This window comes from Rhodovibrio salinarum DSM 9154 (assembly GCF_000515255.1).
GTDB lineage: Bacteria > Pseudomonadota > Alphaproteobacteria > Kiloniellales > Rhodovibrionaceae > Rhodovibrio > Rhodovibrio salinarum.
Map to the genome: position 1 here is coordinate 397,626 of NZ_KI911559.1, position 26,504 is coordinate 424,129.

A 26,504-nucleotide genomic window follows, 5' to 3' on the forward strand; every position below is an offset into this window, starting at 1 on the left:
CAATTCCGGGCCAGGACAGTCGCAAGGAACCAGGCATGACCGCCGCGACGGGCAAGAAGATCCTGCTGGTGGACGACGACGATACGCTGCGTGAATCGCTCGGCGAACAGCTGCGCCTGCACGAAGAGTTCGTCACCGAGGAAGCCGAAACCGGCGCCAAGGCGATCGACCTTGCCAAGGCGGCGCATTTCGACGCCATCCTGCTCGACGTCGGTTTGCCGGACATGGATGGCCGCGAGGTCTGTCGCATCCTGCGGCGCAACCAAGTCTCGTGCCCGATCGTGATGCTGACGGCGGCGGAAAGCGACGCCGACACCATCCTTGGGCTCGATTCCGGCGCCAACGACTACATTACCAAGCCGTTCCGCCTGGGCGTGCTGCTGGCCCGACTACGTGCGCAACTGCGCCAGCACGAGCAGAGCGAGGACGCCGTCTTCACGATCGGCCCCTATACCTTCAAGCCGGCGGCGAAGCTGCTGCTCGATACCCAGGAACGCAAGATCCGCCTGACCGAGAAGGAAACGGCGATCCTGAAATATCTCTACCGCAGCGGCGACAAGACGGTCGGCCGCGACACCTTATTGGGCGAGGTCTGGGGCTACAACGCGGCTGTCACCACGCATACGCTGGAAACCCACGTCTATCGCCTGCGTCAGAAGATCGAGGCCGACCCCGCCAACGCCGAAATCCTGGTGACCGAAATCGGGGGCTATCGGCTGGTGCCGTAGGCGGCCTTTCGCAGCACGCCTACGGTGGCTACCGTTCCCCCGTTATGCCGGTGCCGTCCGTGACAGCCGCAGGCTGAGCAACAGGCTTAGGGCGAGCGCGGCGGCGGTGATCGTGCCCAGGATCGGGGCGGCCAAAGTCCATCCGCCGGTCAGCTCGAATGCTTCGGCCAGCAGGATCGGGCCGGCCAGAACGCCGGTATTGCGCCCGGTCATCAGGATGCCGAAGGCACGCGCGTTCGCCTGGCCCCGCCCGGCGATCCGGCTGGGGGCGGCGAACAGGCAGGTCGGCACGATGCCGGCCCCGATGCCGTAGAGCCCGAGGGTCAGCGCCCCGAACGCGTCCGCGCCGGCGAATGGCACCAGCCCCCAGGTTGCTGCCTGTAGGCCAAGCCCGATCACCAGCAGCCGGCCGATCGGGATGCCTCGCTGCAACAGCCGTCCGGTCGCCAGGATCGACGGCAGCATGATGGCGATCGGCACGGCATAGCCGAGCAGGGCGCTGTCCATATCAAGACCGAAATCGACCAGGGCCTGCGGCAGCCAGGTCATGTAGGCGAAATACTGCCCCGACCAGAGCATAAAAACGGCCGCCGCGAGGGCGAGAGACAGACCCTGCGTGCGCTCCAGCCGTTGATCGCTTCGTGTCGGTTTATCAGTCTCTCCTTGCTGGCCGCCCAGGTCGATACCGCCACGCAGACGCAAGGCCAGCAGCCACAGGGCCAAGGCCCCGGTCAGCAGCAGACCGAGCCACCACAGGCCGGACCAGCCGGTCAGATGGAAAGCCGGGCCTGCGGCTCCGACCGCGACCAGCTGACCGACCGGAATCCAGGCCGCGGTCGCAGCGACCACGAGCGGCAGCGCCTTTTCACTGGCGTTGGCGTTGGCCAGCACGGGCCCGGCAATGGCCAGCACGGTGAACGCGACCCCTTCGATCAGCCGGCCCGCCAGCACGCTCGCCCCCGATTGCGGCAGGACCAGTGTGAGGGCAACGCCCGCTGTCATCAGCGCCAGCGCGGCTGCGACCGGCATGCCCGCGCCGCGGCGCGCAATCGTCCGTCCGAGCAACAGCGAGAGCAGCAATCCGGCGACCGCGTAGGCGGACATGAACCCGCCAGCCAGCCGCGAATCATAGCTGTAAGCCTCCAGCATCAAGGGCAGGGCGGGGGGCATCTTGAACTGCTGGAACGCGGCGTAGCAGGCGATGGTCAGGCCAAAGGCGATGCCGGTCCAGTTGCTGCGTTCGGTCATTGCATATCCGGAACGGAAACGGGCTGGGAGCACGTGGCTCCGCGAGACATACATGCCCGTCGCGGGATCGTCACTGCCGCGACCGCCGGTCGGCATGGCAGGATGGCGTGCGCGATCTCCTGATGAAGTCCGCCCCGAGAGGTTCCATGACCGCTGCCCGCCCTACCTTGCGCCGCCTGATTTTCGGCCTGTCCACCGTGCTTGGCCTGAAGGCGCGTGGGATTTTCATCCCCTATCGCCATGCCGACCGCCTGCCTGAGCCTGGACGCCGCGACGCCTATCCCCAGCAAGGCGAGCTGTTGCGCGGGCGAGAGCCGGCGATGCGCGGCTGGCTGGATACGCTGGATGGGCTCGACACCGAACTGCGCGCGATTCCCGAGACGGGCGGTCCGCCCGAGCCACGCTGGCGCCAGGGCTGGTTCGCGCCACTGGATGCGGCGATGGCCTACACGGTCGTGCGCACGCGCAAGCCCCGGCGGATCGTCGAGGTCGGGTCTGGCCATTCAACCCGCTTCCTGGCGCGGGCGGCGCGCGATGGCGGGCTGGAAACGCAGATCACCTGCATCGACCCGGCGCCCCGCGCGACCCTGGAAGGACAACCGGTTCACTTCCGTCAGGAAACGCTGCAGGAGGCCGGGTTGGCGGCCGTCGCGGAGCTGCTGCCGGGCGATCTGCTGTTTATCGATTCCAGCCACGTGCTGGCGCCAGGCAGCGACGTCGATCTGGTGCTGACCCAACTGCTGGCGCACCTGCCGCAAGGCGCGCTGGTGCATCTGCACGACATCTTCCTGCCGGACGACTATCCAGCCGATTGGGCCTGGCGCGGCTACAACGAGCAGTCCGGGATTGCGCCGATCCTTACATCCGGCTGGCGTGTGCTGTTCGCCAGCCACTACGCGGCCACCCGGATGACGGACCGGGTTCAGGCCGGCACGGTTGGCCGCTTGCCGACGGAGTCCGAGGCGATTCCCAGCAGCCTGTGGCTGGAGAAGACAGCGGGCCGGCTGTAGCGGTCTTGTTCTCAGTGCGGCGGCAGGGCGCTGACCCCGATCAGCCAGGGGTGCAGATGCATCACCGCGGCATAGACCGCCAAGCCCAGGACCGGTCGCCACAGCCCCAGACCCTTCCAGTCCATGCGGGTCCGCCGGGCGATCAGGGCGGCGAACGGGACCAGGCTGGTGGTGAGCTGGATCGGCCCCCAGCCGGCGCCCATCTGGCGCTGGCGCTTGAGGTCGATGTGCACCATCCCGCCCACCGACAGGATCAGCAGGCCGGCGAACACCACCATCGATGCCGCGTCGCCGTTCACGCACAGATGGGAGAAGGCCCACAGCGTCGTGCCCCACAGGAAGGGGTGGCGGGTGATCCGCAGGATGCCGGGCGCCGGATCTTCCGGCCCCAGATCGGCCGCGCGCTGGTCGCCGCCGACCAGGGTCGGGCTGCGCGTGGTCACGCCCGCGACCACCAGGATTGCCGCGAGCGCGTTCAGCACCGTCGGAATCCAATAAAGCTCGATCGGCGGATACCAGACCGGGATTGCCGGGGCGGTGCCGTAGGCCAGGACCAGCCACAACAGCGCACCGGTCATCGCCAGCGAATAGACGGTGGTGAACCCCTGCGCGCCCAGGAAGCGCACCGCGGGATCCCGCAGCGCCTGGCTGGACAGCAGGAAGTGACCGCCGACGAAGAACACCGTGGCGGCGAACAGGGCGTCGAGGGTTCCGAACATCGTGGCGGTAGGGCTTTCCGAAGTGGATCCTGGGCGATGGCGCGGCGCGCGGGCAGGGGCGCGCCCGGTCTTGTGGCGCCGGGCGGAACCGTGCGACAAGCCGGGCCGCCGCCGCAAGCCCGGCGACCCTTGATCAGGACCTTTTGCCGCGATGACCGACCAAAACGACCCTTCCAACGAGCCCAGCGCCGCGCCCGGCGCGGAGGACCCAAACCGCCCGAAACGTACCGAGGATAGCGATCCCCTGGCGGGCGAGATCCTGCGCCTGATCGAGCAGCGCGGGCCCGGCAAGTCGATCTGCCCCAGCGAGGTCGCGCGGTCGTTCGCGGAGGAACGCCGCAAGCCGACCGATCCGCCGGACCTCTGGCGCAAGTACCTGCCGGCGGTGCGTCAGCAGGCCAAGAACCTCGCCCGCCAGGGGCGCATCTCGATCCTGCGCAAAGGCAAGCCGGTCGATCCGACGGTGCCGGTCAAGGGTGTGGTCCGGCTTAGCCTGCCGGTCGAGGCGGAGGAGCGCGGCGACGACAGCTGATCTGCCGCGCCGCGTCTATATGAGGGTGGCTGTTAAACCGTCGGCTCGGCGATACCGTGGGCGCGGCAGCAGGCGGTGACGGTGTTGGCGAGCAGCACGGCGATCGTCATCGGGCCGACACCGCCCGGCACGGGTGTGATCGCCCCCGCGACCTGCTTGGCGCTGTCGAAGTCGACGTCGCCCACCAGCGGGCCCTTCTCGCCCTCGCGCTCGGGTGGCAGGCGGTTGATGCCGACGTCGATCACCGTCGCGCCCGGCTTGATCCAGTCGCCCGGAACCATGCGCGTGCGCCCGACCGCGGCGACCAGGATATCCGCGTTCCGGCAGACGGCCGCGAGGTCCTTGGTCTTGGAGTGCGCGATCGTGACCGTGCAGTTGCGCGCCAGCAGCAACTGGCTCATCGGCTTGCCGACGATGTTGGAACGGCCGAGCACCACCGCGTTCAGTCCGGTCAGGTCGCCTAACTGATCTTCCAGCAGCATCAGGCAGCCCATCGGCGTGCAGGGGACCAGCGCGCGGTCGAGTTGGCCGCGGCTCAGCAACCCGGCATTGACGACATGGAAGCCGTCGACGTCTTTCGCCGGATCGATCGCCGCCAGCACCTTTTCGGAATCGATCTGATCGGGCAGGGGGAGCTGCACCAGGATGCCGTGGACGTTCGGGTCGGCGTTTAGCTGATGCACGAGGTCCAGCAGGGTCTGCTCGTCGGTGTCGATCGGCAGGCGATGCTGGAACGACTGCATGCCGACCTCGCCGGTCTTCTTCGCCTTCATGTTGACGTAGACCTGACTGGCCGCGTCCTCGCCCACCAGCACGACCGCAAGGCCCGGCTGGATGCCGTGCTGGTCACGCAGCTGTTCGACTTGCCGGCCGACGCGGGCCCGCACGTCGGCGGCATAGGCCTTGCCGTCGATCAGTTGGGCGCTCTCGCCTTGGGACTGCGCCGTCTCGGACGCGCGTGCCTGGGTCATGAGATGATCTCTCCACTGCCCGTTATCGGTTTGCTGATGCGGAACTGTGCCGGCGCGACGGGTCGCCGCACCCGCCCGAAACCGCCATCGAACCCTTTCGGACCGACGTTGGCGCTCACCCGTCTTGTCCCCCGGGCGGCAGCTCCGCCGCCAGGCGCGCGGCCAGGGTATCCGGATCGCCGGCCAGATGCAGGCGCTTGCGCCGCGCGCCCGCGCCGGCCGTGAGCGTCACGGCCGACTTGGCCAGCCCCCAGCGTTTGGCGAGCAGCTTGATCAGCGCTTGGTTGGCCTTGCCGTCGGCGGGTGGCGCCTTGATCCGCACCCGCAGCACAGGCGCCCCGTCGGCCTGCTGTTCGATCCCATCGACCCGATCGGCCTTGGCGCCTGGGGTAACCTGCAGGTCAACGCTCAGGCCGTCGGCGACCACGCGCCAGGGGTGGGGATCGGCCATCTTGCGTGCGGGGGCGACCTACATGCCGCCCATGCCGCCGCCGGCCATCATTTCGTAGCGCAGATTGGCCAGCACCCGCTGCACGAAGAACAGGCCCAGGATCAGGATGATCGGTGAGATGTCGATGCCGCCCAGGTTGGGCATGATGTTGCGGATCGGCCGCAACGCGGGTTCCGTGACCCGGCCCAGGAAATCCAGGACGGTGTAGACGAAGCGGTTGGTCGTGTTGATCACGTCGAAGGCGATCAGCCAGCTCAGGATGGCGGAGATGATGATCGCCCAGATGTAGAGATCGATCGCGACGATGATGATCTCGATCAGCGGGCCCAGGATGACCATGAAGGGGCTGCCTCTCGGGAGCTTGGGAATGGAGAGCCGGACGGCTCTAGCGGCGGTGTTGCGCGGGGTGCGCCGCACGCCCGGCGTGCGACCAACCCAAAAGCCGGCGACAATCTAGTCGCCGCCGAAAGGCGAGACAAGCGCGGGCTCGATGCCGTGGCGATGCCGAAATGTACGGCGATTGATGTTGCGGGAGCGGTCAGCGCAAATCGCCCCTTGATCCGCCGGGGCCGGATTTGCATGCTCCGCGCCCGACAGCCCGCCGTCCCAGCATCGGTGGGCGTTATCCGACCCTTGTGTCCAAGCCCAACGCAGGCTACATGGGGGTGCGCCGAAGATGGTGGGCGGTTTTTCGCCCTACACGGCGCGACAGCGTGGGGCCGTAGCTCAGCTGGGAGAGCGCTAGAATCGCACTCTAGAGGTCGCGGGTTCGAGTCCCGCCGGCTCCACCAATTTCCCCGCTTCCGTTTACCCGAAAAGCTGCTTTGAGTGCGTGAGACGGCGGGACGGCCGATCCTCCTTAGGTATGGATGCGATCCGGCTCAAATTCGCGCGCGGGTCAGTTGCGCTCGAGCGCTTGCGCGTACGCGCCCTTCGTTTCGGCATCGAAACAGCAGAAAATCACCTTTTCCGGCTGCTCCATTTCGCCAAGCACGCTGCGCACCGTGTCGACCGCGATCTGGGTGGCGCGCTCCAGTGGGAAGCCGTAGGCGCCGGTCGAGATCGCCGGGAAGGCGACGGTGCGGGCGTCGTGCTCCGCCGCGCGCTTGAGCGAACTGCGGTAGGCCTGGGCGAGCGTTTCGTCCTCGCCCGCGGTGCCGCCGGACCAGACCGGGCCTACGGTATGTACGATGTGCTTGGCGGGCAACTTGAAGCCGGGCGTGACCACCGCCTGGCCGGGGGCGCAGCCGCCGATCTTCCGGCAGGCGTCCTTCAGCTCGGGGCCGGCGGCGCGGTGGATCGCGCCATCGACCCCACCGCCGCCGGCGAGCTGCTTGTTCGCCGCGTTGACGATGGCGTCGACTTCAAGCTGCGTGATGTCGCCCTGAGTGACCTCGATGCGCGCATCCACGCTGTCGCTCATGATTGCTGCCTCCGCTTTCGACCTTGCGGTCAGGGACGGAAGCCGCGCTCACCGCGGGACGTTGGACGCGGTTCCCTGGCCGGTTGGTTCTTCTGCTTCTGTCGGGCTCGCCGCCTGGCCGTGCGGGCTGCGGTGAATCACCCAGAGCGCGAGTGCGATCGCCGGCAGGCCGATCGCAGCCGCGATCAGGAAGAAGTCGACATACCCATGGGTGTCCACCACGATGCCGCCGAAGCCGCCCATGAACTTCCCCGGCAGGGTCATCAGCGAGGAAAACAGGGCGTACTGCGTGGCCGTGTAGGCGGTCGATGTCAGGGACGAGAGGTACGCGACGAACACCGCCCCGGCAAGTCCACCAGCCAGGTTGTCCGCGCTGATCGTCAGGGTCAGCAGCCGGATGTCGGGGCCGAGCTGGGCCATCAGCGCGAACAGCAGGTTGGTGAGCGCGACCAGCGTGGCGCCGATCACCAGCGGCCGCAGCACGCCCAGCCGCGCCACCAGGATGCCGCCCAGGAAGGCGCCCACAATCGTCATGGCGAAGCCGAACACCTTGGTGATGCTCGCGATCTCGGTCTTGGTGAAGCCAAGGTCGATGTAGAAGGGGTTCGCCATCACCGCCATGGTGAGGTCGGACAAGCGATAGAGCGCGACGAACGCCAGGATCATCAGCGCCGCCTTGCCGTAGCGGCCGAAGAAGTCGAGGAACGGACAGGCAACCGCACTGTAGAGCCAGGCAAGCGCACGCCGGAGCGTTTCCGGCAGGCGCGCCGCCATCAGCCGGTCGGGCAGGCGTTCGCCGAGTTCGGCGGCGCGGTCGGTCCGCTTCTCCGGCTCCCGGATCACCAGCACGGTTGCGATGCCGACCCCCATGCAGGCGGCCATCGCGGTATAGGCGGCCGGCCAGGAGACGAACTCCGCGAGGTAGAGCGCGCCCGCGCCGGCGACCAGGAGCGCCAGGCGGTAGCCTAGGACGTAGGCCGCGGCCATCGCACCCTGCACCGCGCGCTGCACCGCCTCGATCCGGTAGGCGTCGATCGCGACGTCCTGGGTGGCGGAGAAGAAGGCGATCAGCACCGCAACGACCGCCAGTCGCGGAATGTCGGTGCTGGGATCGCTCGCCGCCACCGCAAGGAGTCCGGCGGCCACGCCCATTTGCCCCAGCAGCATCCAGCTGCGCCGCGGGCCCAACAGTCGGGTCAGAAGCGGCAACCGCATCCGGTCGACCACCGGCGCCCAGATCACCTTCACCGAGAACATGATCCCGGTCCAGGAGAAGAAGCCGATCGTGGTCGCGGCCACCCCGGCCTCACGCAGCCAGGTGGACAGGGTGGCGAAGATCAAGAGGTACGGCAGCCCGGCGGAAAAGCCCAGGAACAGCAGTCCGGCGACGCGCGGGTGCAGATAGACCCGGGCGGCCTGAATCCAGCTTCCCAGACGGCTGGGCGTGTCCGTCGGCGACCCGCCGGGCGCACTCATCGACCGCGATCCCTTCCTCGGTAGCGCGGCTGGTATACCCCTTCCGGCGCCACCTAGGCCATTGCCAGCGTTGTGACGGTATTAAGGCGCGCAGTCTGTGCCGAAGAGGGCCCGGTTGGTCCCCTGCGTCTTCTGTTGGCGCAGAGACGATTCGCAATCACGGCTGGACCGCTTGAACGAAAAGAAGGGGCATGAAAGCGCCGCCGTAGAACGGTCGCCTTCATGCCCCTTCGCGTTTTTCATGCCTGCTTTTGTGATGCGGATCCGCATCACCAGCAGCATGGAAAAGCCGCAGCTACCCGGCCTTGCTCACCTTCTGCTCGCGCTTGCGCTGGTTGGGATCCAGCGTGCGCTTGCGCAGACGGATCGCGGTCGGGGTCACTTCCACGAGCTCGTCGTCGGCGATGTAGGACATCGCCTGCTCGAGCGCCATGCGCACCGGCGGGGTCAGTTTGATCGCCTCGTCCTTGCCGCTGGCGCGCACGTTGGTGAGCTGCTTGGCCTTCACCGGGTTGACCTCGAGGTCGCTCGGCCGGGCGTGCTCGCCGATCACCATGCCCTCGTAAACGGTGTCGCCCGGATCGATGAACAGCGTGCCGCGATCCTCGAAGTTGTTCAGCGAGTAGGAGGTCGCCTGGCCCTGTGCCTGCGAGATGATCGCGCCGTTGCGCCGCGCCGGCACCGAGCCCTTGAACGGCGCGTAGCCGTCAAACACCCGGTGCATCAGGCCGGTGCCGCGGGTGTCGGTCATGAACTCGCCCATGTAGCCGATCAGCCCGCGCGCCGGCACGCGGAAGGCGATCCGCGTCTTGCCGCCGCCGGACGGCTTCATGTCGACCATCTCGCCGCGGCGCTGCTGCAGCTTCTCCATCACCGTGCCGGAGTGCTCGTCGTCGACGTCGATCTGGACGTACTCGATCGGCTCCAGCGTTTCGCCGGTGTTCGGATCCTGCTGGAAGATCACCTTGGGCCGGGAGATCGACAGTTCGTAGCCTTCCCGGCGCATGCTCTCGATCAGCACGCCCAGCTGCAGTTCGCCGCGGCCGGCGACCTCGAAGGACTCCTTGTCCGCGCTTTCCTTGATGTCGAGCGCGACGTTGCCCTCCGCCTCGCGCAGCAGGCGCGTGCGGATCAGCCGGCTGGTGACCTTGTCGCCCTCCTTGCCGGCAAGCGGGCTGTCGTTGATCGAGAAGGTCATCGACAGGGTCGGCGGGTCGATCGGGTCGGCCGGGATCGGCTCGGTGACCTCGGGCGAACAGATCGTATCCGCGACGGTGGCTTCGCTCAGGCCGGCGATGCAGACGATGTCGCCCGCCTGGGCCTCCTCGACCGGTACGCGCTGCAGGCCGCGGAAGGCGAGCAGCTTGGTCAGGCGGCCGCTTTCCAGCACCTTGGAGCCGTCGCGCGCGATCGCCTTGACCTGCATGTTCTGCTTGGCCGTGCCCTCGAGCACGCGACCGGTCAGGATCCGGCCCAGGTAGGGGTCGGCCTCGAGCACGGTGGCGAGCAGCTTAAACGGCTTGGTCTCGTCGCCGTGGGCCTGGGGCACGCGCTCCAGGATGCTCTCGAACAGCGGGGCCATGTCCTGGCGCTCGCCGTCCGGCTCCAGCGCCGACCAGCCTTCCTTGGCGCTGGCGAACACGGTCGGGAAGTCGAGCTGCTCCTCGTTCGCTTCCAGCGCGGTGAACAGGTCGAACACCTCTTCCTGGACCTCCCAGGCGCGGGCATCCGGCCGGTCGGCCTTGTTGACCACCACGATCGGCTTCAGGCCCTTGGCCAGCGCCTTCATGGTGACGAACTTGGTCTGTGGCATCGGGCCTTCGGCCGCATCGACCAGCAGCAGCACGCCATCGACCATGTTCAGGATGCGCTCGACCTCGCCGCCGAAGTCGGCGTGGCCCGGCGTGTCGACGATGTTGATCTGGTTGCCGTTCCACATCAGCGAGGTGCACTTGGCCAGGATGGTGATGCCACGCTCACGCTCCTGGTCGTTCGTGTCCATCGCCCGGTCGGCGATCTGCTGATTCTCGCGGAAGGTGCCGCTTTGACGCAGCAGCTGGTCGACCAGGGTGGTCTTGCCGTGGTCAACGTGGGCGATGATGGCGAGGTTGCGGGGCGCGCCCTCGCGGATCGGTTCGCTCATGAATGGTGTCCTTACAACGTCTCTTGCGACGTTCCTACGTGTACGTGTGTGCGTTGGTTTGGGTCGCGCGGCTTCCGGTTTTTCTGGACTGGAAGGGCGCGGGTGCTTGGGTCAGTCCCGCATAGCCTGCGCGATCAGGTCCTTCAGCGGCATCTCCGGCCGGGCGCCGACGTGGGAGATCGCCTCCGCCGCTGCGACCGCGCCGATCCGGCCGCAGTCGGGCAGGCTGTAGCCCTGGGTAAAGCCGTAGAGAAAACCGGCGGCATAAAGATCGCCGGCACCGGTGGTATCGACCAGGCGCGTCGGCGTCGCCGCATCCACCACGTGGACATCCTCACCCGAAAGCACAAGCGACCCCTTCTCGCTGCGGGTCAAAGCGGCGACCTCGCAGTGGCCGCGGACGTGCTGCAGGGCGTCGTCGAAGTGATCGACCTGATACAGCTTGGTGATCTCGCTTTCGTTGGCAAACAGGATGTCGACGTGGTTCTCAACCAGGTCGAGGAAACTCTCGCGGTGACGGTCGACGCAGAAACCGTCGGACAGCGACAGGGCGACCCGGTTGCCGGCGGCGTGCGCGGCCTTGGCCGCTTCGACGAACGCTTGCTTGGCGGCCGGGGCGTCCCACAGATAGCCTTCCAGGTAGGTTATCTTCGCGTCTGCGATCTGTTGGTGATCCAGGTCGTCCGGGCCCAGCTCGGTGCTGGCGCCAAGGAAGGTCGCCATCGTGCGCTGGGCATCCTCGGTCACGAACACCAGGCAGCGCGCGGTCGGCAGCCCGCTGTTCGCCGATGGGGTTTCGAACTCCACGCCGGTTGCCTGGATGTCGTGGCGGAAGATACCGCCCAGCTGATCGTTGCGCACCTTGCCAACGAAGGCACCGCGCCCGCCCAGGCTGGCTAGGCCCGCCATGGTGTTGGCGACCGAGCCGCCGGACATTTCGGTGGCCGGGCCCATCGCTTCGTACAGGCGATGCGCCTGATCGCTGTCGATCAGCGTCATGCCGCCTTTGGGCAGCTCGTGTTGATTCAAAAAGGCCTCGTCGGACCGCGCGATCACGTCGACGATCGCGTTGCCGATGCCCAGCACGTCGATGCGCAGTTCGCTCATCCTATTGGTTCCGCTGCCCGTGTCGCCGGTGATCCGTGGTGCAACCGCGCCCGGTGCTCTCCGCCGGGGCGCTTACGAAACGCGCGCCGCCGATCGGGATCGGTGACGCGCGTGCAGGCGCGAGTATACGCGCGGTTTCGCCTGGAACAACCGCAGTGCACAATCCCCCGACATGCACTGGGCGCGGAGCCGCGCAACCGGCAGCCATTCCGCGCGGGTCGCCAGCGCCCCTTGCGGGTGCGTCGACAGGGGGTTATCAGCCGAAGCCATGATTCAGGGCGTTATCAAAGCGATCGGCCAGTTGAGCGATGCCGATCTGCGCAAGATCGTCTGGCGCGCGCTTGCGCTGGCGGTGGTCGTGTTCGCGGGACTGTGGGGTCTGTCGTGGTGGCTGCTCGACTGGGCCGGCGGCGGTCTGGTGGCCTATATCGGAACCGACGGCTTCTGGGGCGGTTTGATCGAGACGCTGGTCGAGTTGGGTGGCTTGGCTGCCGTGCTGATCGCGTCGTTCCTGCTGTTCCCGGCCGTGATGGGAATGACCCAGGGCTTTTTCCTGGAGGACGCCGCTGGCGTGGTCGAGCGCAAGCACTACCGCGACCTGCCCGAGGCCCATGATCAACCGATCCTGGAAGGCGTGCGCGATGCCGTCTCGCTTGCATTCACGACGATCATTCTTAACGTCGTGATTCTGCCTGTTTACCTTATCTTATCCTTTATACCCCCATTGAATGTTATCGTGTTTTACGCGCTCAACGGATACCTGCTGGGGCGTGAGTATTTCGAGGTCGTGGCGGTGCGCCGCCTGACTCATGACCATGTCCGCACGCTGCGCCGCCGCCATCGCGGCCGGCTGACGGCGGCGGGGGTGATCATCACGGTGATGCTCACGATCCCCTTGGTGAACCTGCTGGCGCCGGTGGTGGCGACAGCGTTCATGGTCCACGTCTTCGAGCGCCTGCGCCGTAACGCCGGGCTGCCGGCGACGCGCGCTGCCGCTGCCTGACGCCACCGGGCGGCGGGGGCGCGTCGCCGACAAAGGATGAGGGGCCTGTAGACGGGCCTCGCCGGAACAAAAGGCCCCGCATCGTGGGGCTGGGGAACAGGCCCGCAACCGGTCACGTGCGGCAACGGGCGCGCAGCGAGAAGTTTGGAAGGTCCGCGATGTTCAACAAGCGTAAGAATCAGGCCAATCGCCCGGCGCAGCCGAGCTGGGAGGAGCCTAAGGTCGACCCGTCGGCCGGCGAGGGGCCCTCGGGATCGGCTGGACCGGCCGCCGCACCGCAGGACCAGCGCGCGAGCGCGCCCTCGGGCCTCGGCGGTGCCGGAGCGCAGGCCGGACACCCGCAACCCGGCGCGGCCAAGCAGGGGCCGTCGCGTCCCGATGCTTCCGCCGTGTTGAACCGCCAGCCGACCCCGCCGGTGCGACCGGAGACCGGCCGGCGTGCGCAGACCGCTGCCGCCGCCGCGGCGTCGTCCAGCCCGGCTACCGGCTCGGCCGCGACCAGTCAGGCGCGCACGAGCGAGCCGGCGGATGCCAAGCGCCTTCTGGTGGGCAAGGAGATCTCCCTGTCCGGGGAGATTTACGCGTGCGACACGCTGGTCGTAGAAGGCACGGTCGAGGCGGAACTGAACGGCACGCAGATGCTGGATATCCAGGAGTCCGGTCTGTTCAAGGGCTCGGCCACGGTCGACAGCGCGGAGATCGCCGGGCGGTTCGAAGGCAAGCTCACCGTGCGCGAGCGTCTGCACGTCCACGCCACCGGCCATATCCATGGCGAGATCAAGTACAAGAACCTGGAAATCGATAGCGGTGGGCGGATCGGCGGCACGCTGATGGAGTTGAGCGAGCAGGAAGCCGAAACCGCGCATCACACCAACAGCGTATCGACTGGTGATGACAGTGCGGCCCCAACGGCGGGTGGTGCTACCGCTGGCGGCTATGCCAACGGCGCCGGCGCGCCGGCTCGCGGCGAGCACTGAGGCGTCGCTTAAGGGGGCGCGTCGTGGCGTACACACGGTTGATCCGCCCGGTGGCGGCCCTGCTGCTGGCGATCGCGCTGTCCGGCTGCGCGTCGCTGCAGATGCCATCCGACATACAGACGCACGTGGATCGGGTGATGGCCAGCTTTGCCGAACTTGGGCGGAGCGAGAGCGATGCGCGGGAGGACGCCCCCGAGGAGGCTGTGACGCCATCCACCTTGGACGCGGCGGCCGAGCGGCCGGAAATGCCGGTTCCGCAGACGGCGGCCTTGCCCGAAGCCGACAGCTGGCCATCCATGGTCGATGCGCGGCCGGAACGGTTTATCGCGTTGTCGGCCGCGGACGTCGATGCGGAGCTTGGCGCTCCGGCCCGGATCCGGCAGGAAGGGCCCGCGCGCGTCTGGCAGTACCGCACCCGGACCTGCGTGCTCGACCTTGTGCTCTATTCCGATCCGGACGGCGAGGTCGTGCGGCATCTGGAAGCCCGTGATCCCGTGGACGCGACCCCGCAGGACACACAGGCTTGCCTGCGTACCTTGCTGCAACGCCGGGCTTTGGCGGTAACCGGGTAGCAGGCGGACGACCGGCGAACCTGTTGCGCGCGGCGGCGGAGAGCGCTTTAGCGAGGTTACGGCTGTGCCGTGGGTTCACCCTGCCGGTGCTGGCGTCTTTTCCTTGAACTTGCACAGATCGGCGATCCGGCAGCTGGGGCAGTCGGGCTTGCGCGCCTTGCAGGTATAGCGGCCGTGCAGGATCAGCCAGTGGTGGGCGTCGCGGGCGAACTCGGACGGCACGACCCGGACCAGCTCGTCCTCGACCTCGCGCACCGTCTTGCCAGGGGCCAGACCGGTGCGGTTGGACACGCGGAAGATATGTGTGTCGACCGCGATGGTCGGCTCCCCGAAGGCGGTGTTGAGCACGACGTTGGCGGTCTTGCGCCCCACCCCCGGCAGCTTCTCCAATGCGGCGCGGTCGCGTGGCAGTTCGCCGCCGTGCTCTTGCGACAGCGCGCGCGATAGCTCGACGACGTTCTTGGCCTTGGAGTTGAACAGGCCGAGCGTCTTGATGTGCCGTTTCACCCCTTCTTCGCCCAGGGCGGCCATCGCCTCGGGCGTGTCGGCTTCGGCGAACAGGGTGCGGGTGGCCTTGTTGACCCCGACATCGGTCGACTGCGCCGAGAGCACCACGGCCACCAGCAGGGTGAACGGGTCCTTGTAGTCGAGTTCCGTGGTCGGCTCCGGCAAAGCTTCCGCCAGCCGGGCGAACAGCGCGTGGATTTCGGCCTTTTTCAGCTTCGTGCGTGCCATGGCTGCGCTTGTCAGCAATCCTCGTGCAGCCGTCAAGAGCCATGCGCGGGTATGGCGATGGGTTTACCGGGCCGGTGGGTGGGCCATATCTTTCCGCGCCATGCGTGTTCGCGACACCCCGGCCGACGAGCATTTCGGCCCCCGCCCGGCGCCCGGGCAGGAGGGGGTGACCGCGCATGCCCATCCGGATGACGACGCGCTGGTGTTCGATGCCATCCTGACTCCGCATCGCTCGCTGTCGAAGCGGGGCTTCACGCTGTTGATGACGTCCGTCTGCATCGTCTCCTTCACCGCCGGCCTGGGCTTTTTCCTGATGGGCGCCTGGCCAGTCGTCGGCTTCATGGGCCTGGACGTCCTGCTGATCTACGGTGCCTTCAAGCTGAACTTCCGCGCCGCCCGCCTGTACGAGACCGTGACCCTGACGCGGGACGATCTGACGGTGCGCCGGGTGTCGCCGCGCGGGGATTCGCAGATCTGGCGCTTCCAGCCGGCCTGGCTGCAGGTGCGCATGGACGATCCGCCCGAGCACGACAGCCAGCTCATCCTGCGTTCGCACGGTCGGCAGCTCGCGATCGGCAGCTTCCTGACCGCCGAGGAACGCCTGGACCTCGCCAAGACCTTGCAGGACGCCGTCGTCCAGGCCAACGCGCCCGGCCCGCCGACCGGGCCGGAAGTGGGCGACGGGTCTTAGCCCGGCGGATCGGCTGCCAGACCAAAGTTCTTGTTATGTTCTCGTTCGGGCGTTATCCTGCACGGCTATGGACACGCCCATTCCCGAGCGCGCACGCAAAGGCCGCGGTGCGGTTTCCAACGCCCGCAGCACGCGCTTCACCGCCCTGCAGCGCGAACGCACCGACGATGGCTGGGCCGGTGCGCGGACGCCGTCCTCGGCCGCTCCTGATACCGCGGACGCGCCGGCGGATGCGGACCACGACGGTCCCGGCCCGCAGACGGTGATCGGTACCGACCGGTCGAAGTCGGCGCTGTCCTGGAACCGTTCGCCGGATATACCGTTCGACCGTTCGCTCAATCCCTACAAGGGCTGCGAACACGGCTGCGTCTACTGCTTCGCCCGGCCGACCCACGCCTATCTCGATCTGTCGCCGGGTCTGGATTTCGAGACGTGGATCTTCGCCAAGCCGAACGCACCGGACCTGCTGCGCCAGGAGCTGGCCAAGCCCGGCTACAAGCCCGCAACGATCACGCTTGGCGCCAACACCGACCCCTATCAGCCGGTCGAACGCGACCTGCGGATCTCCCGTGGCTTGCTGGAGGTGCTGGAGGAAGCGCGCCATCCGGTCTGTATCATCACCAAGGGGGTGGCGGTCACGCGCGATACCGACATCCTGGCTCGTATGGCCGAGCGTCGGCTGGTGCGGGTGATGGTCTCGGTGACCACGCTCGACCGCGAGCTGTGCCGCACGCTGGAGCCGCGCGCGCCGCAGCCGGCCCGGCGGCTGGCGAGCGTGCGCACGCTGGTCGACGCCGGTGTGCCGACCGGCGTGATGGCGGCGCCGATGATCCCGGCGCTGAACGACTGGGAATTGGAGCGGATCGTCGAAGCGGCCGCGGCGGCCGGCGCGGATGCTGCCGGCTACGTGCTGCTGCGCCTGCCCTACGAGATCAAGCACCTGATGGAGGAATGGCTGGACGCTCATGCGCCTGGCAAGAAGGAACACGTACTCTCGCTGGTCCGTCAGGCGCGCGACGGCGCGTTGAACCAGTCCGACTGGGGGGTGCGGATGCGGGGCACCGGTGAATACGCCGACCTGCTCGCCCGCCGTTTCCGGCTTGCCGTCAGGCGCCACGGCCTGTCCGGCGAGCGCCCAGAGCTCGACACGAGCCAGTTCACCCCGCCCGCCAAGGACCCCCGGCAGGGATCGCTGTTCTAATCCGGCGCCGCACCACCTTGCCAGACGTCCGGCAGCGCCCGATTTTTAAATCGGGCGGCGATCTTTGGCGAAAACCGCGAGGTGGCAATGATTCTGAGACTGGCCGCGACGATGGCGGCATCCGCCGTGTTGGCGGGCTGTTCGGTGGTCGGCGTGCGCTCCGGCACCGAGACGCTGGAGTACGAGGTGGTGGCCGACCTGGGCGAGGACCTGGAGGTCCGGGAATATCCCGCGCGCCTGGCCGCAGAGGCGCGGTTGCCCGGCCGGGACAAGAGCTCCGAGGCGTTCGGCCTGTTGTTCGACTACATCAAGGGCGCGAACGAAGGGAACCAGGAGGTCGCGATGACGACCCCGGTGCAAAGCGATGCGGGCGCCCAGAAGATCGCCATGACCACGCCGGTTCAGACCGACACGGCTGAAACCGACGATGGCCGTCCGGTCACGGTCATGCGGTTTTTCCTGCCGCGCAAATACACCGCCGAGACTGCTCCCGTGCCGACCGACGACCGGCTGAGCCTGATCCAGCTTGGGCCGGAGCAGGTGGCCGTATTGCGTTTCTCCGGCTTCGGCTTCGAGTCCAGCGTGCGGGAAGAGAAGCGGCGGCTGATGGAACGCCTGCGGGCGACCGTCTGGCAGCCAGCCGGTCCGGCCACGGCGTTGTTCTACGACCCGCCGTGGACGCTACCGTTCTTCCGCCGTAACGAAGTCGCGGTGCCGGTGACGCGCGCGGGGTCGTAGGGCCGGCCCTCTCGCGCCCACACGCGTTGATCCCGTGGTCTCTACGTGGGAAGTATCGGCTCCGCCGATCCGCTCTGTCCAAGACACGGACAGCCACCTCTGGGATGACCCCGCCCATGCCCGCCAAGCCCGCCCCCACCTTCGCGTTCGAGACGGCCGCCGGCGCCTCGCCGGAACGGCTGGTCGTGGGCGTCGACGAGGTTGGGCGCGGACCACTGGCGGGGCCGGTGGTGGCCTGCGCGCTGGCGCTCGATCCCACGCGCGTGCCGGAGGTGCTGATCGCCCGGCTGCGCGATTCCAAGGCGCTGAGCGCCAAGGCGCGCACCGAGATCGCCGAGGGGCTGCGTGTCCACGCCGTTCACGCCCTGGGCCGGGCGGAGGTCGACGAGATCGATCGGCTGAACATTCTGCATGCGGCGATGTTGGCGATGACGCGGGCCGTTGCCGCGCTGCCGCAGGTTCCCGCGCACGCGCTGATCGACGGCAATAAAGTGCCGGACGGCCTGCCGTGCCCGGCCGAGGCGGTGGTCGGCGGCGATGGCCGCGTGCTGTCGATCGCCGGCGCCTCGATCGTCGCCAAGGTCGCCCGCGACCGGGAAATGGCCGAGTTGGACGCCCGCCACCCGGGCTATGGCTGGGCCGCCAACGCCGGCTACGGCACCCGGCAGCACCGCGATGCGCTCGTCCGTTTGGGCGCCACCATGCACCATCGCCGATCGTTCAAGCCGGTCCAGGAGGTTCTTAAAAACGCCTCCTAACCTCTTGAGTCCGCCAACACTCTTGACCGCGACTCCGGCGTGACTCAGGATCGTTGCTTCGCGCGGCCCGGTTCGCGGGCATCGCAGCGAATCGCTTCGGGGGAATGACGTTTTGAGTATGGGATCGGTGGTCAGGCCGGCGTTCGGCGCCAAGCAGCCCGCGGCGACCACACAGCCGGCGGCGCAGCAGATGCAGCCGCCGGAAAACCGCATTCTGGAACAGAACTGCATCGACGGGCTGAACGCCCTGCCGGCCGGCTCGGTGGATCTGGTGTTCGCCGATCCGCCGTATAACCTGCAGCTCGGCGGCGAACTGCATCGGCCGAACAACAGCCGGGTCGACGGCGTCGACGACGCCTGGGATCAGTTCGACGACCTGGCCGCCTACGACGCCTTCTGCCGCAAGTGGCTGACGGCCGCGCGCCACGCGTTGAAGGATGACGGCTCGATCTGGGTGATCGGCAGCTATCACAACATCTTCCGCCTCGGCGCGCTGCTTCAGGACATGGGGTTCTGGATCCTGAACGACGTGGTCTGGCACAAGACCAACCCGATGCCGAACTTCCGCGGCCGGCGCTTCACCAACGCGCACGAGACGCTGATCTGGGCGGCCAAGTCGCCGAAGTCGAAGTACACCTTCAATTATCAGTCGATGAAGGCGCTGAACGACGACCTGCAGATGCGCTCCGACTGGACCATGCCGATCTGCTCGGGGCAGGAGCGTCTGAAGGACGCCAGCGGCCGCAAGGCGCACCCGACGCAGAAGCCGGAAGCGTTGCTGCACCGGGTAATCCTGGCGTCAACCAAGCCGAACGAGCTTGTGGTCGACCCGTTCATGGGCTCCGGCACCACCGGCGCGGTCGCCAAGCGTCTGCGCCGGCGCTGGCTGGGGTTCGAGATGGACGCCGACTACGCCGCCGTGGCCCGGCAGCGGATCGACGGCATCGTGCCGGTCGACGATCCCACGCTGGTGGCGATCGAAAGCAAGCGCGAGGCGCCGCGCGTCCCGTTCGGTTGGCTGGTCGAGCGCGGCGAGCTGAAGGCCGGCGACCTGCTCTATGCCGGCGGTCAGCGGCAGTTTTCCGCCAAGGTGCGCGCCGACGGCACGATCGTGAGCGCCGATCACAAGGGCTCGATCCACCAGGTCGGCGCGGCCGTGCAGGGCGCGCCCAGCTGCAACGGCTGGACCTTCTGGCACGTCGTCCAGAACGACGGCTCCCTGGTCGCCCTCGACGTGCTGCGCCAGAAGCTGCGCGCGGAGATGACCTGAGCCCTTGCGGCGATCGCCGTGGGCGACAGGGTCAGCTGAACGCGGTCTCCTGGAAGCTCGGGCGCTCGGCGATCCGGGCGCGCCAACGCCCTAGATTCGGCTGCAGGTCGGCCAGCGGGTATTCCGGAAGCCGGAACGCCAGATAGTCCAGGGCGACCGCTACGGTGAGCGTCCCGATGTCGATCTTGTCGCCGGCCTCGCCGGTATCGACCGCCAGGCGCTCCAGACACCGCCGGATCGCACGGTGGCGTCGCGCGCCCAGCAGGCCGCGGTCGCTTTCGCTGCCCTGGTGCTTGCGGGCGATTACGGTCGCGAAGGCGGCGTCCATCAACCCGATCCCGATGCCCGCCCGGGCCAGGGCGCTGCCGTCGTCTGCCGGAAACAGGTCCGGGCCCGTGCCGTGGGCGTTGAAGTGCAGGGCGATCAGCAGGGCCTCGGCCAGGCCCTGACCGTCGTCTGTGATGAGTGCCGGCACCCGTCCCGCCGGATTGACCGCCAGCAGGGCCGAATCGTCAGCCCAGGGATCGACCCAGCGGAGCCGTAGGCGCCCGGCTAGCCCGCGTTCAATGGCACAGATCCGGCAAACGCGGGCGTAGGGAGAGGTGGCGTTCAGCAGCAGTTCCATGGGTTCGCGATTTCCGTCAGGTGTCGTGTCCGGCATGCGTCGCTGTCTTGTCGGTGGATAGCAGGGTGGGTGCGAGGGCCAGAATGACTGACCCCACCAGCAGGGCGCCGCTGCCGACGGCGAACAGGGGGAGGTAGCTGCCGGACGCGGCGTACAGAGCCGCCATGGCATAGGCCGCAACCGCCTGGGCGGCGGCGAAGACGGCGGTGGCAAAGCCCCAGGTGTGGCGGTGGCGCTCGGGGCCGACCAGTTCGGCAAGCCGGCCCGAGGTCAGGGCGACGACCCCGGGTACGAGCGCCCCTACCAGCACCGATGACACGACCGCCGCCGGTAGGCTCACACTGACCAGCGGCAGCGCAACCGCGAGCGTCTTCAGCAGCAGGCCGGCGGTCAGCGCGCCGTGCCAGCCGAGGACTCGGGCGGCGTAGCCGGCCAGGAACGGACCCGCCACCGCCCCGACGCCGAACAGCGCCCAGACGACATTGGCCGCCGCTATGCCGTGGCCTGCCTGCCGGGCCAGCAAGTCCACCCAGAAGACCGTGTGCGGCACGAACCCGATGGCGTCGAGTGCGTAGGCGGTCGTCACCGCCGCGATGACGCCCCGCGGCATTGCCGCCGGCCGGTCCGCGCTGCCGTCTCCAGACGGCTTTGAGTCCGCGCCTGGGTCCAGCCGCCGCCATAGGGGCCAGTTCCAGACGCTCAGAACCGCGATGCCGGCTGCCAGGGCAAGCCAGGACGCGGTCAGATCCAGGGTTGCCAGCGCCGGCACGAGCGTGGCCGACATCAATACGCCGAGCCCGATCCCTGCGAACACGAAGGACGCGCCGGTTTTCCGGTCCTCCGGCACCAGGCCGGCCAGGACCGCGGATGGAGCCACGACCATCAGCACGGCGCCGCCCACGCCGGCCAACAGGCGCCAGGCCAGGAACCAGGCGAACGGCGTCGGCACCGCACACAGGGCGAAGCTCAGCAGCACAGCGCTGACGCTGAGTCGGACCACCATCGATGGCCCCAGGCGCGTGGCTGCGTGGGAGGCGGTAACGGCGCCGAGGAAATAGCCCAGCAGGTTGGCCGCCCCCAGATAGGCCGCCTGGGTATCGGTGAACCAGCCGGCCTCGACGATTTCGGGCAGCAGGGCGGCGTAGGCGAAGCGCCCCAGCCCGATCCCGATCAGCGTCGCGCTCGCCCCGCAGGCGATGAGGTGAACGGATCGAGACGTCGGCATCATGATCAGCTTTCCGGACCCTTTGCGTTTCCAGCGCGTGGCTCCAGACAGGGGGTCGCCGCCGCAACCTCTTGAACCTGTCGCATCCGTCTTTCCCGAAACCCGCTGCAAACGCCGGTTCAAGAAGGCAAAGACCCACTGCAAATGGAAATGGTTTGTCATGATCTCCAGGATCGCGAAAAGTGATCGGGCGCTGCGATCGTCGGTTCACGTTTGGTTGGCCCGCTTTCGGTTGGGAGATCCGGTGTGCAGTTGAAGGCTTTGCGGCTGTTTATGGCCGTCGCGCGAACGCGCAGTTTCGTCGCCGCCGCCGAAGCTGAGAACACCGTCCAGTCCAACGTCACCGCGCATGTGAAAAAGCTGGAAACGGAATTGGGCGTTCGGCTGCTACGCCGTCAGCCGGGCGACGTGCAGTTGACCTCGGCGGGCCGACGGTTGCTCGAGCACGCCGAAGCGATCTGCCAGCGGCACGACGCGGCCATCGACGAGTTCGTGACCGGCGGGACCCAAGTGCGCGGCCGGCTGCGGATCGGCGCCATGGAAACGACGGCCGCGATGCGCCTGCCGCCGATGCTGACGGCGTTCCAGCAGGCCAACCCGACCGTCGACGTGGTGCTATCCACGGGCCCGAGCGCGCAGTTGCTTGACCGGTTACAGACGGGCGAGCTCGACGCGGCGTTCGTCGCGGCGACCCTGCCCGGCTCGGAGTTCGAGCAGAAAGTCGTGTTCCGGGAACGGCTGGTGCTGGTCTCCGGCCGGCCGCTTATGGGTCTGTCCGATCGGGAGACGCTGTTGCGCGCGCGCTTCTACGCCTTTCCCCAGGGCTGCAGCTATCGCCGACAGATCGACCGGCTGTTGAACCGACTGGGGCTGCCACCGGCGCGCGTGTCGGAAATGGGCAGCCTTGACGCGATCCTCGGCAGCGTCGCCGCCGGCCTCGGCTTCGCCGTGCTGCCCGCGGGTGTCGTCGAGACGTTCCGGGAGCGCTATCCGGTCTACGCGATCGACTTCGGGCAGCCGGACGAGGCCGAGATGGACACCTATCTGATCGCCCCTAGGGTTGAGGTGGCCAGCCCGGCGGTGCGCAGCTTCGTCGAGTTCTTTGGCACACAATCGCAAGGCGGGGCGGAGACGCAGCGCGCACATGCGCTGGACGATGAGGGCGCATCGCTAATTCGCGCGGTCACGAAATCCTGAGTTGGCCGCGACCTATGGTTCGCGCCATGTAGAGGGGGTCATTCGCAAGTTACCCACGAGGGGACGATCATGCTGATCAAGCGCAAGCGCGCCTGGGACCTGCCGGAAGCCGCGGCGACGGACGAGGCGGCCTTCCTCAATCGGCGCGCGTTCGCCAAGCTGTTCGCCGCCGGCAGCATCGCCGCAGCGACCAGCAGTGTCCCGTTTGCTGGCCCTGCCGAGGCGGCGGAGGCGGTCGGCCCGCCGGCGGGCGACCCGAGTGCCGGGATGTACCCGTTCGAGCGCAACGGCGCCTACGCCCTGGAGCGGCCGCTGTCGCAGGAGCGGCTCGTCTCTACCTACAACAACTATTACGAGTTCGGCTCGTCCAAGACGATCTGGCGTAAGGCGCGCGAGATGCCGGTGCGCCCCTGGCAGGTCCAGATCGACGGCATGGTGGAAAAAGAGCAGACGGTCGACATCGACGATCTCCTGAATCGGATGCCGCTGGAGGAACGCCTTTACCGGCACCGCTGCGTCGAGGCCTGGTCGATCAACGTCCCCTGGAGCGGCTTCCCGATGGCCGCGCTGGTCGATTTCGCCCGGCCGCTGTCGGGGGCGAAGTACGTGCGGATGGAAACCTTCGTCGATCGCGACGTCGCCTCCGGTCAGCGGGCGAGTTGGTATCCCTGGCCTTATGTCGAGGGGCTGACGATCGAGGAGGCGACCAACGAGCTCGCCTTCCTGGCGACCGGAATGTACGGCCATCCGTTGCCGCAGCAGAACGGCGGACCGCTACGTTTGGCGGTGCCGTGGAAGTACGGCTTCAAGTCGGTCAAAGGCTTGGTACGTTTCACCTTCACCGATCAGAAGCCGCTCACCTTCTGGCACGAGGTGCAGGGTAGTGAGTATGGCTTCTGGGCCAACGTGAACCCGGAGGTCGACCACCCCCGCTGGTCGCAGGCCTCCGAGAAGTTCCTGCAGTCGACCGATGACATCGGTTTCGCCGCCAGCCCGAAAGAGGTGCCGACCCAGAAGTTCAACGGCTACGGCGAACAGGTCGCCCACCTCTACACGGGTCTGGAGAAGGAGTACGGCGTTAAGCTGTGGCGGTGACCCCGAATTCTGTAACGCCGCTTCCTAGCCGTCGGCGGAGCTGCGGCTATTCGAGGTCTACCAGCACGGGCACGTGATCGCTCGGACGTTCCCAGGCGCGCGCCTGGGACAGCACCTGGTGGCGCTGCAGATGGGCGGCGAGCGGCTGCGTGACCCAGAAGTGATCCAGGCGCCAGCCGTAGTTCTTCTGGAAGGACTGCGGGTGGCGGTAGCCCCACCAGGTGAACAGGAGCTCCTCCGGCGGGACGAAATGGCGGCCGACGTCGACGAAGCCGCCGGCGTCCAGCAGGGTCGCCATCTTCTCGGATTCCAGCGGCGTGTGCCCGACCTGCCGCTTGATCTTCTTGTGGTTCCAGACGTCCGTTTCCAGCGGCGCGACATTGAAGTCGCCCAGGATCGCGATCTTGCGCCCGGAGGCTTGCGCGTCGCGTGCCCAGGCGGTCATCTCGTCCAGGAAGCCCAGCTTGTGGGCGAACTTCGGGTTCTTCTCCGGGTCCGGGTCGGGACCGCCGGAGGGGACGTAGAAGCAGTGCAGCTCGAAGGCGTCGGGAAACTGTACCTTCAGGTGGCGGCTGTCGCTTTGCCCCCACCAGTCCCAGCGCTCCTCCGCCTCGAAGGGGTGGCGGGATAGGATGGCCACGCCGTTATAGCTCTTCTCCCCACGCACGGCGACGTGCGGGTAGCCGAGTTCGGCCGCGTGGTCGAACGGGAAGGCGTCGTCCGTGACCTTGGTTTCCTGCAGGCAGATGACGTCCGGTTTGGCCTCCTGCACCAACTGGTCCAGGCAGTGCAGGCGGATCCGGATGGAATTGACGTTGTAGGTGGCGATACGCATGGCCGGCGCAAGCTAGCCGGCATGGCCGCCGGGCTCAACGCATCGCTGGGGGTGCAGGCGAATAAAGGCCCCGGAACGGAGGAACGCCCGGTCGGGGGGAGGCCGGGCGTTCCAAGCTCCGATCGGAGCCGCGGCGCGGTCGGCAGGGGAACACGTCCGCACCGCTGTGGCCGGCCGTTGCGGATCCGGCCGTTAGGACAAGAGATGGTTTAGCTGACGCCCGGATCAATGGACGGACCATGCACGGACAAGGCCGGTCGAACGCTCCTGCGGGAGCCAGATCGGCGGGCACACGCGATTCCAGAGGTTTGCTCAGAAGACCGCTTATGCGCCTGCGACATTTTGACGCAGGCGTGCGCGCGTCCGGGCCGCTTCGGCGAAGGCGCCGAACACCTTCTTCGACACCGCGTTGTCGGCGGCGCGGTATTCCGGATGCCATTGCACGGCCAACAGAAAGCCTGGGGAGCCGGGGCGGGACAGGGCTTCCACCGTGCCATCGGGCGCCCAGGCCTCAAGCTTCAGCGACGGCGCGATCTCCCGGACCGCTTGGTGATGCAGGGAGTTCACCTCGACCGGCCCCGGGCCGAGTACATTGCGCAGCGGGCCGTCTGGCGAGAGTTCAACTGGATGCCGTGGGCCGTATTGCGTTTCCAGGTCGTCGACCTGCGGCCGGCGGTGGTCATCGCGGCCTTCGACCTCGTGGACCTTGGGATAGAGGGTTCCTCCGAAGGCGACGTTCAGCTCCTGCAGGCCGCGGCAGATCGCCAGCAAAGGCAGGCCGGCCTCGGCCGCCTTGCGGATCAGCGGTAGCGTGACGGCGTCGCGCCAAAGGTCGTATGGCTCCGCCTTTTCGTTGGGGGCCTCGCCGTAGCGTTCCGGGTGGACGTTGGACGGGCTGCCGGTCAGCACCAGTCCGTCCAGCTTGCCGATCAGGTCGTTCAGGTCGAGGGAATCGCCCAGGCTTGGCAGCATCATCGGCAGGCAGCCGGCGGTTTCCGCCACCGCACGCACGTACTTGTCGCCGATCGTATGGTAGCTCTGTCCGTCCTTTTCCCAGCGGCAGGCGGGCAGGGCGACGAGCGGAATCGGGTGCGGCGATGTGTCGGTCATGGCGGCAGAGCTAGGCGACCGCACGTCAAAGGGCAAGCGGCGGCATTTCGGCTGAGCGCGCGAGACGCGGTGCGCAGTGCTTGCCTCTCCCGTTTCCAGGGAGAGGGATCTTGCGATCCGGCCGTTTTATTACAGCACGTCGTCGGTCCCGTGCAGCTTGTCGATCTGACGGCGCTCGCGCTTGGTGGGGCGGCCGGCCCCCTTGGGACGTTCGGCGCCGGGCGGTGGGGCTTTCTCACCCTTGGGCTTGGGCTGCGGCGGGTCGAGGTCGGTGAACAGCGTGCGCGCTTCCGGCGCGGGACCGCGTCGGGTGCCGAGCGCCTCCACCCGGATCACCCGGATCTGGCGGCCCTGCTGAAAGGTCAGGACGTCGCCCACGCGCACCGATCGGTTAGGCTTGTCGGTCTTGTCGCCCGACAGCCGGATGCCGCCCTGGATCGCCTTGGCCGCCAGGGTGCGGCTTTTGAAGAAGCGCGCTTGCCACAGCCACTTGTCCGCCCGGATGCCGGGGGCGTTCGGGTCCGGCTTGGGCTGCGACGGGCCGTCCGGCAACGCGGCTTCCGCGGCGTCGGTCATCGACTGCGATGTCTGTGGCGCCTCGTCCGTCATGGGGTCTCTTGGGTATCGGTCATGCCCGGGCGGTTGTTTCGGGCCGGGTCACTTG

At 67.8% G+C, this 26,504-nt stretch carries 28 protein-coding genes and 1 tRNA gene; 14 read left to right on the top strand and 15 right to left on the bottom strand.

Annotated features, from left to right (window positions below; genetic code table 11):
* The first annotated feature begins 35 nt into the window (after positions 1-35).
* Positions 36-728 (top strand): response regulator transcription factor, encoded by a 693-nt coding sequence (locus RHOSA_RS0101860; protein WP_027287355.1) that lies wholly within the window; start codon positions 36-38, stop codon positions 726-728.
* A 42-nt stretch (positions 729-770) separates the two neighbouring features.
* Here the strand turns inward: RHOSA_RS0101860 and RHOSA_RS0101865 are convergent, their stop codons facing one another.
* Positions 771-1,976 carry an MFS transporter gene (locus tag RHOSA_RS0101865; protein WP_027287356.1) on the bottom strand — a complete coding sequence of 402 codons (1,206 nt, stop codon included), beginning with the start codon at positions 1,974-1,976 and terminating at the stop codon, positions 771-773.
* 146 nt (positions 1,977-2,122) lie between these two features.
* On the opposite strand from RHOSA_RS0101865, the gene RHOSA_RS0101870 reads away from it, so the two are divergent.
* Complete coding sequence (locus tag RHOSA_RS0101870; protein WP_027287357.1) at positions 2,123-2,986, top strand: class I SAM-dependent methyltransferase; 864 nt, start codon at positions 2,123-2,125, stop codon at positions 2,984-2,986.
* 11 nt (positions 2,987-2,997) lie between these two features.
* Here the strand turns inward: RHOSA_RS0101870 and RHOSA_RS0101875 are convergent, their stop codons facing one another.
* The gene (locus tag RHOSA_RS0101875; RefSeq protein ID WP_027287358.1) at positions 2,998-3,705 is read right to left on the bottom strand and encodes an NnrU family protein; all 708 of its coding nucleotides are present in this window, start codon (positions 3,703-3,705) and stop codon (positions 2,998-3,000) included.
* Between the two features lie 151 nt (positions 3,706-3,856).
* On the opposite strand from RHOSA_RS0101875, the gene RHOSA_RS19760 reads away from it, so the two are divergent.
* The gene (locus tag RHOSA_RS19760; RefSeq protein ID WP_027287359.1) at positions 3,857-4,237 is read left to right on the top strand and encodes a DUF3253 domain-containing protein; all 381 of its coding nucleotides are present in this window, start codon (positions 3,857-3,859) and stop codon (positions 4,235-4,237) included.
* Positions 4,238-4,269: 32 nt separating this feature from the next.
* Here the strand turns inward: RHOSA_RS19760 and folD are convergent, their stop codons facing one another.
* The 3 genes from folD to RHOSA_RS0101895 form a co-directional block, all read right to left on the bottom strand.
* Positions 4,270-5,208: a bifunctional methylenetetrahydrofolate dehydrogenase/methenyltetrahydrofolate cyclohydrolase FolD gene (gene folD, locus RHOSA_RS0101885; RefSeq protein ID WP_051431697.1), complete on the bottom strand. Its 939-nt coding sequence runs from the start codon at positions 5,206-5,208 to the stop codon at positions 4,270-4,272.
* Positions 5,209-5,323: 115 nt separating this feature from the next.
* On the bottom strand, positions 5,324-5,659 hold the full coding sequence (locus RHOSA_RS0101890) for a DUF167 family protein (RefSeq protein ID WP_027287361.1): 336 nt from the start codon (positions 5,657-5,659) through the stop codon (positions 5,324-5,326).
* A gap of 18 nt (positions 5,660-5,677) precedes the next feature.
* Complete coding sequence (locus tag RHOSA_RS0101895; protein WP_027287362.1) at positions 5,678-5,998, bottom strand: YggT family protein; 321 nt, start codon at positions 5,996-5,998, stop codon at positions 5,678-5,680.
* A 376-nt stretch (positions 5,999-6,374) separates the two neighbouring features.
* Here RHOSA_RS0101895 and RHOSA_RS0101900 point away from each other — a divergent pair.
* Positions 6,375-6,450 (top strand) — tRNA-Ala (locus RHOSA_RS0101900).
* Positions 6,451-6,557: 107 nt separating this feature from the next.
* On the opposite strand, the gene RHOSA_RS0101905 is transcribed toward RHOSA_RS0101900, so the two are convergent.
* From RHOSA_RS0101905 to RHOSA_RS0101920, 4 genes are all read right to left on the bottom strand, one after another.
* A complete protein-coding gene (locus tag RHOSA_RS0101905) occupies positions 6,558-7,082 on the bottom strand; it encodes an O-acetyl-ADP-ribose deacetylase (protein WP_027287363.1) in 525 nt (174 codons plus the stop codon).
* Positions 7,083-7,130: 48 nt separating this feature from the next.
* The gene (locus RHOSA_RS19765) at positions 7,131-8,558 is read right to left on the bottom strand and encodes an AmpG family muropeptide MFS transporter (protein ID WP_051431698.1); all 1,428 of its coding nucleotides are present in this window, start codon (positions 8,556-8,558) and stop codon (positions 7,131-7,133) included.
* Positions 8,559-8,853: 295 nt separating this feature from the next.
* A complete protein-coding gene (gene typA, locus RHOSA_RS0101915; RefSeq protein WP_027287364.1) occupies positions 8,854-10,701 on the bottom strand; it encodes a translational GTPase TypA in 1,848 nt (615 codons plus the stop codon).
* 111 nt (positions 10,702-10,812) lie between these two features.
* Entirely contained in the window at positions 10,813-11,808 is a 996-nt protein-coding gene (locus RHOSA_RS0101920; protein ID WP_027287365.1) for an adenosine kinase, read from the bottom strand.
* A 268-nt stretch (positions 11,809-12,076) separates the two neighbouring features.
* Between RHOSA_RS0101920 and RHOSA_RS0101925 the strand changes: the two genes are divergently transcribed.
* The 3 genes from RHOSA_RS0101925 (at position 12,077) to RHOSA_RS23910 (ending at position 14,360) form a co-directional block, all read left to right on the top strand.
* Entirely contained in the window at positions 12,077-12,811 is a 735-nt protein-coding gene (locus tag RHOSA_RS0101925) for an EI24 domain-containing protein (RefSeq protein ID WP_027287366.1), read from the top strand.
* Positions 12,812-12,969: 158 nt separating this feature from the next.
* On the top strand, positions 12,970-13,788 hold the full coding sequence (locus RHOSA_RS23905; protein ID WP_051431699.1) for a bactofilin family protein: 819 nt from the start codon (positions 12,970-12,972) through the stop codon (positions 13,786-13,788).
* A gap of 23 nt (positions 13,789-13,811) precedes the next feature.
* Positions 13,812-14,360, top strand: a complete 549-nt coding sequence (locus RHOSA_RS23910; RefSeq protein WP_156092463.1) for a hypothetical protein — start codon at positions 13,812-13,814, stop codon at positions 14,358-14,360.
* 75 nt (positions 14,361-14,435) lie between these two features.
* On the opposite strand, the gene nth is transcribed toward RHOSA_RS23910, so the two are convergent.
* Complete coding sequence (gene nth / locus RHOSA_RS0101940; protein ID WP_037255525.1) at positions 14,436-15,095, bottom strand: endonuclease III; 660 nt, start codon at positions 15,093-15,095, stop codon at positions 14,436-14,438.
* A gap of 100 nt (positions 15,096-15,195) precedes the next feature.
* On the opposite strand from nth, the gene RHOSA_RS19785 reads away from it, so the two are divergent.
* The 5 genes from RHOSA_RS19785 (at position 15,196) to RHOSA_RS0101965 (ending at position 19,753) form a co-directional block, all read left to right on the top strand.
* A complete protein-coding gene (locus RHOSA_RS19785; RefSeq protein ID WP_081728378.1) occupies positions 15,196-15,786 on the top strand; it encodes a DUF2244 domain-containing protein in 591 nt (196 codons plus the stop codon).
* Positions 15,787-15,853: 67 nt separating this feature from the next.
* Positions 15,854-16,987: a PA0069 family radical SAM protein gene (locus tag RHOSA_RS19790; protein WP_037255527.1), complete on the top strand. Its 1,134-nt coding sequence runs from the start codon at positions 15,854-15,856 to the stop codon at positions 16,985-16,987.
* 87 nt (positions 16,988-17,074) lie between these two features.
* Positions 17,075-17,725, top strand: coding sequence for an SOUL family heme-binding protein (locus RHOSA_RS0101955; RefSeq protein ID WP_051431701.1), 651 nt, complete (start codon positions 17,075-17,077; stop codon positions 17,723-17,725).
* Between the two features lie 116 nt (positions 17,726-17,841).
* Positions 17,842-18,483, top strand: a complete 642-nt coding sequence (gene rnhB / locus RHOSA_RS0101960) for a ribonuclease HII (RefSeq protein WP_027287369.1) — start codon at positions 17,842-17,844, stop codon at positions 18,481-18,483.
* 190 nt (positions 18,484-18,673) lie between these two features.
* Complete coding sequence (locus RHOSA_RS0101965; protein WP_027287370.1) at positions 18,674-19,753, top strand: site-specific DNA-methyltransferase; 1,080 nt, start codon at positions 18,674-18,676, stop codon at positions 19,751-19,753.
* Positions 19,754-19,784: 31 nt separating this feature from the next.
* Here RHOSA_RS0101965 and RHOSA_RS0101970 read toward each other — a convergent pair whose 3' ends face one another.
* Together RHOSA_RS0101970 and RHOSA_RS0101975 are read right to left on the bottom strand one after the other, a co-directional pair.
* Positions 19,785-20,378 (bottom strand): glutathione S-transferase family protein, encoded by a 594-nt coding sequence (locus RHOSA_RS0101970; protein WP_027287371.1) that lies wholly within the window; start codon positions 20,376-20,378, stop codon positions 19,785-19,787.
* 16 nt (positions 20,379-20,394) lie between these two features.
* On the bottom strand, positions 20,395-21,606 hold the full coding sequence (locus RHOSA_RS0101975) for a YbfB/YjiJ family MFS transporter (protein ID WP_051431702.1): 1,212 nt from the start codon (positions 21,604-21,606) through the stop codon (positions 20,395-20,397).
* A gap of 243 nt (positions 21,607-21,849) precedes the next feature.
* Here RHOSA_RS0101975 and RHOSA_RS19795 point away from each other — a divergent pair, with 243 nt between their 5' ends.
* Both RHOSA_RS19795 and msrP read left to right on the top strand, forming a co-directional pair.
* Positions 21,850-22,800, top strand: a complete 951-nt coding sequence (locus RHOSA_RS19795) for a LysR substrate-binding domain-containing protein (protein WP_081728379.1) — start codon at positions 21,850-21,852, stop codon at positions 22,798-22,800.
* 69 nt (positions 22,801-22,869) lie between these two features.
* Positions 22,870-23,895, top strand: a complete 1,026-nt coding sequence (gene msrP, locus RHOSA_RS0101985) for a protein-methionine-sulfoxide reductase catalytic subunit MsrP (RefSeq protein ID WP_027287373.1) — start codon at positions 22,870-22,872, stop codon at positions 23,893-23,895.
* Between the two features lie 46 nt (positions 23,896-23,941).
* Here the strand turns inward: msrP and xth are convergent, their stop codons facing one another.
* From xth to RHOSA_RS0102000, 3 genes are all read right to left on the bottom strand, one after another.
* Entirely contained in the window at positions 23,942-24,730 is a 789-nt protein-coding gene (gene xth / locus RHOSA_RS0101990; RefSeq protein WP_027287374.1) for an exodeoxyribonuclease III, read from the bottom strand.
* Between the two features lie 324 nt (positions 24,731-25,054).
* A complete protein-coding gene (locus tag RHOSA_RS0101995; protein WP_027287375.1) occupies positions 25,055-25,840 on the bottom strand; it encodes a gamma-glutamyl-gamma-aminobutyrate hydrolase family protein in 786 nt (261 codons plus the stop codon).
* A 129-nt stretch (positions 25,841-25,969) separates the two neighbouring features.
* Positions 25,970-26,449 (bottom strand): RNA-binding S4 domain-containing protein, encoded by a 480-nt coding sequence (locus RHOSA_RS0102000; protein ID WP_242468727.1) that lies wholly within the window; start codon positions 26,447-26,449, stop codon positions 25,970-25,972.
* Positions 26,450-26,504 lie beyond the last annotated feature (55 nt).

Coding starts and splice junctions, on each gene's coding strand:
- RHOSA_RS0101865 (WP_027287356.1), bottom strand. CDS start 1,976: ATGACCGAACGCAGCAACTGGACCGGCATCGCCTTTGGCCTGACCATC.
- RHOSA_RS0101995 (WP_027287375.1), bottom strand. CDS start 25,840: ATGACCGACACATCGCCGCACCCGATTCCGCTCGTCGCCCTGCCCGCC.
- nth (WP_037255525.1), bottom strand. CDS start 15,095: ATGGCACGCACGAAGCTGAAAAAGGCCGAAATCCACGCGCTGTTCGCC.
- RHOSA_RS23905 (WP_051431699.1), top strand. CDS start 12,970: ATGTTCAACAAGCGTAAGAATCAGGCCAATCGCCCGGCGCAGCCGAGC.
- msrP (WP_027287373.1), top strand. CDS start 22,870: ATGCTGATCAAGCGCAAGCGCGCCTGGGACCTGCCGGAAGCCGCGGCG.
- RHOSA_RS0101870 (WP_027287357.1), top strand. CDS start 2,123: ATGACCGCTGCCCGCCCTACCTTGCGCCGCCTGATTTTCGGCCTGTCC.
- typA (WP_027287364.1), bottom strand. CDS start 10,701: ATGAGCGAACCGATCCGCGAGGGCGCGCCCCGCAACCTCGCCATCATC.
- RHOSA_RS0101860 (WP_027287355.1), top strand. CDS start 36: ATGACCGCCGCGACGGGCAAGAAGATCCTGCTGGTGGACGACGACGAT.
- RHOSA_RS19760 (WP_027287359.1), top strand. CDS start 3,857: ATGACCGACCAAAACGACCCTTCCAACGAGCCCAGCGCCGCGCCCGGC.
- RHOSA_RS0101895 (WP_027287362.1), bottom strand. CDS start 5,998: ATGGTCATCCTGGGCCCGCTGATCGAGATCATCATCGTCGCGATCGAT.
- RHOSA_RS0101905 (WP_027287363.1), bottom strand. CDS start 7,082: ATGAGCGACAGCGTGGATGCGCGCATCGAGGTCACTCAGGGCGACATC.
- RHOSA_RS19790 (WP_037255527.1), top strand. CDS start 15,854: ATGGACACGCCCATTCCCGAGCGCGCACGCAAAGGCCGCGGTGCGGTT.
- RHOSA_RS0101920 (WP_027287365.1), bottom strand. CDS start 11,808: ATGAGCGAACTGCGCATCGACGTGCTGGGCATCGGCAACGCGATCGTC.
- rnhB (WP_027287369.1), top strand. CDS start 17,842: ATGCCCGCCAAGCCCGCCCCCACCTTCGCGTTCGAGACGGCCGCCGGC.
- RHOSA_RS19785 (WP_081728378.1), top strand. CDS start 15,196: ATGCGTGTTCGCGACACCCCGGCCGACGAGCATTTCGGCCCCCGCCCG.
- RHOSA_RS0101975 (WP_051431702.1), bottom strand. CDS start 21,606: ATGATGCCGACGTCTCGATCCGTTCACCTCATCGCCTGCGGGGCGAGC.
- RHOSA_RS0101970 (WP_027287371.1), bottom strand. CDS start 20,378: ATGGAACTGCTGCTGAACGCCACCTCTCCCTACGCCCGCGTTTGCCGG.
- RHOSA_RS0101955 (WP_051431701.1), top strand. CDS start 17,075: ATGATTCTGAGACTGGCCGCGACGATGGCGGCATCCGCCGTGTTGGCG.
- folD (WP_051431697.1), bottom strand. CDS start 5,208: ATGACCCAGGCACGCGCGTCCGAGACGGCGCAGTCCCAAGGCGAGAGC.
- RHOSA_RS0102000 (WP_242468727.1), bottom strand. CDS start 26,449: ATGACGGACGAGGCGCCACAGACATCGCAGTCGATGACCGACGCCGCG.
- RHOSA_RS19765 (WP_051431698.1), bottom strand. CDS start 8,558: ATGAGTGCGCCCGGCGGGTCGCCGACGGACACGCCCAGCCGTCTGGGA.
- RHOSA_RS0101925 (WP_027287366.1), top strand. CDS start 12,077: ATGATTCAGGGCGTTATCAAAGCGATCGGCCAGTTGAGCGATGCCGAT.
- RHOSA_RS0101875 (WP_027287358.1), bottom strand. CDS start 3,705: ATGTTCGGAACCCTCGACGCCCTGTTCGCCGCCACGGTGTTCTTCGTC.
- xth (WP_027287374.1), bottom strand. CDS start 24,730: ATGCGTATCGCCACCTACAACGTCAATTCCATCCGGATCCGCCTGCAC.
- RHOSA_RS0101890 (WP_027287361.1), bottom strand. CDS start 5,659: ATGGCCGATCCCCACCCCTGGCGCGTGGTCGCCGACGGCCTGAGCGTT.
- RHOSA_RS0101965 (WP_027287370.1), top strand. CDS start 18,674: ATGCAGCCGCCGGAAAACCGCATTCTGGAACAGAACTGCATCGACGGG.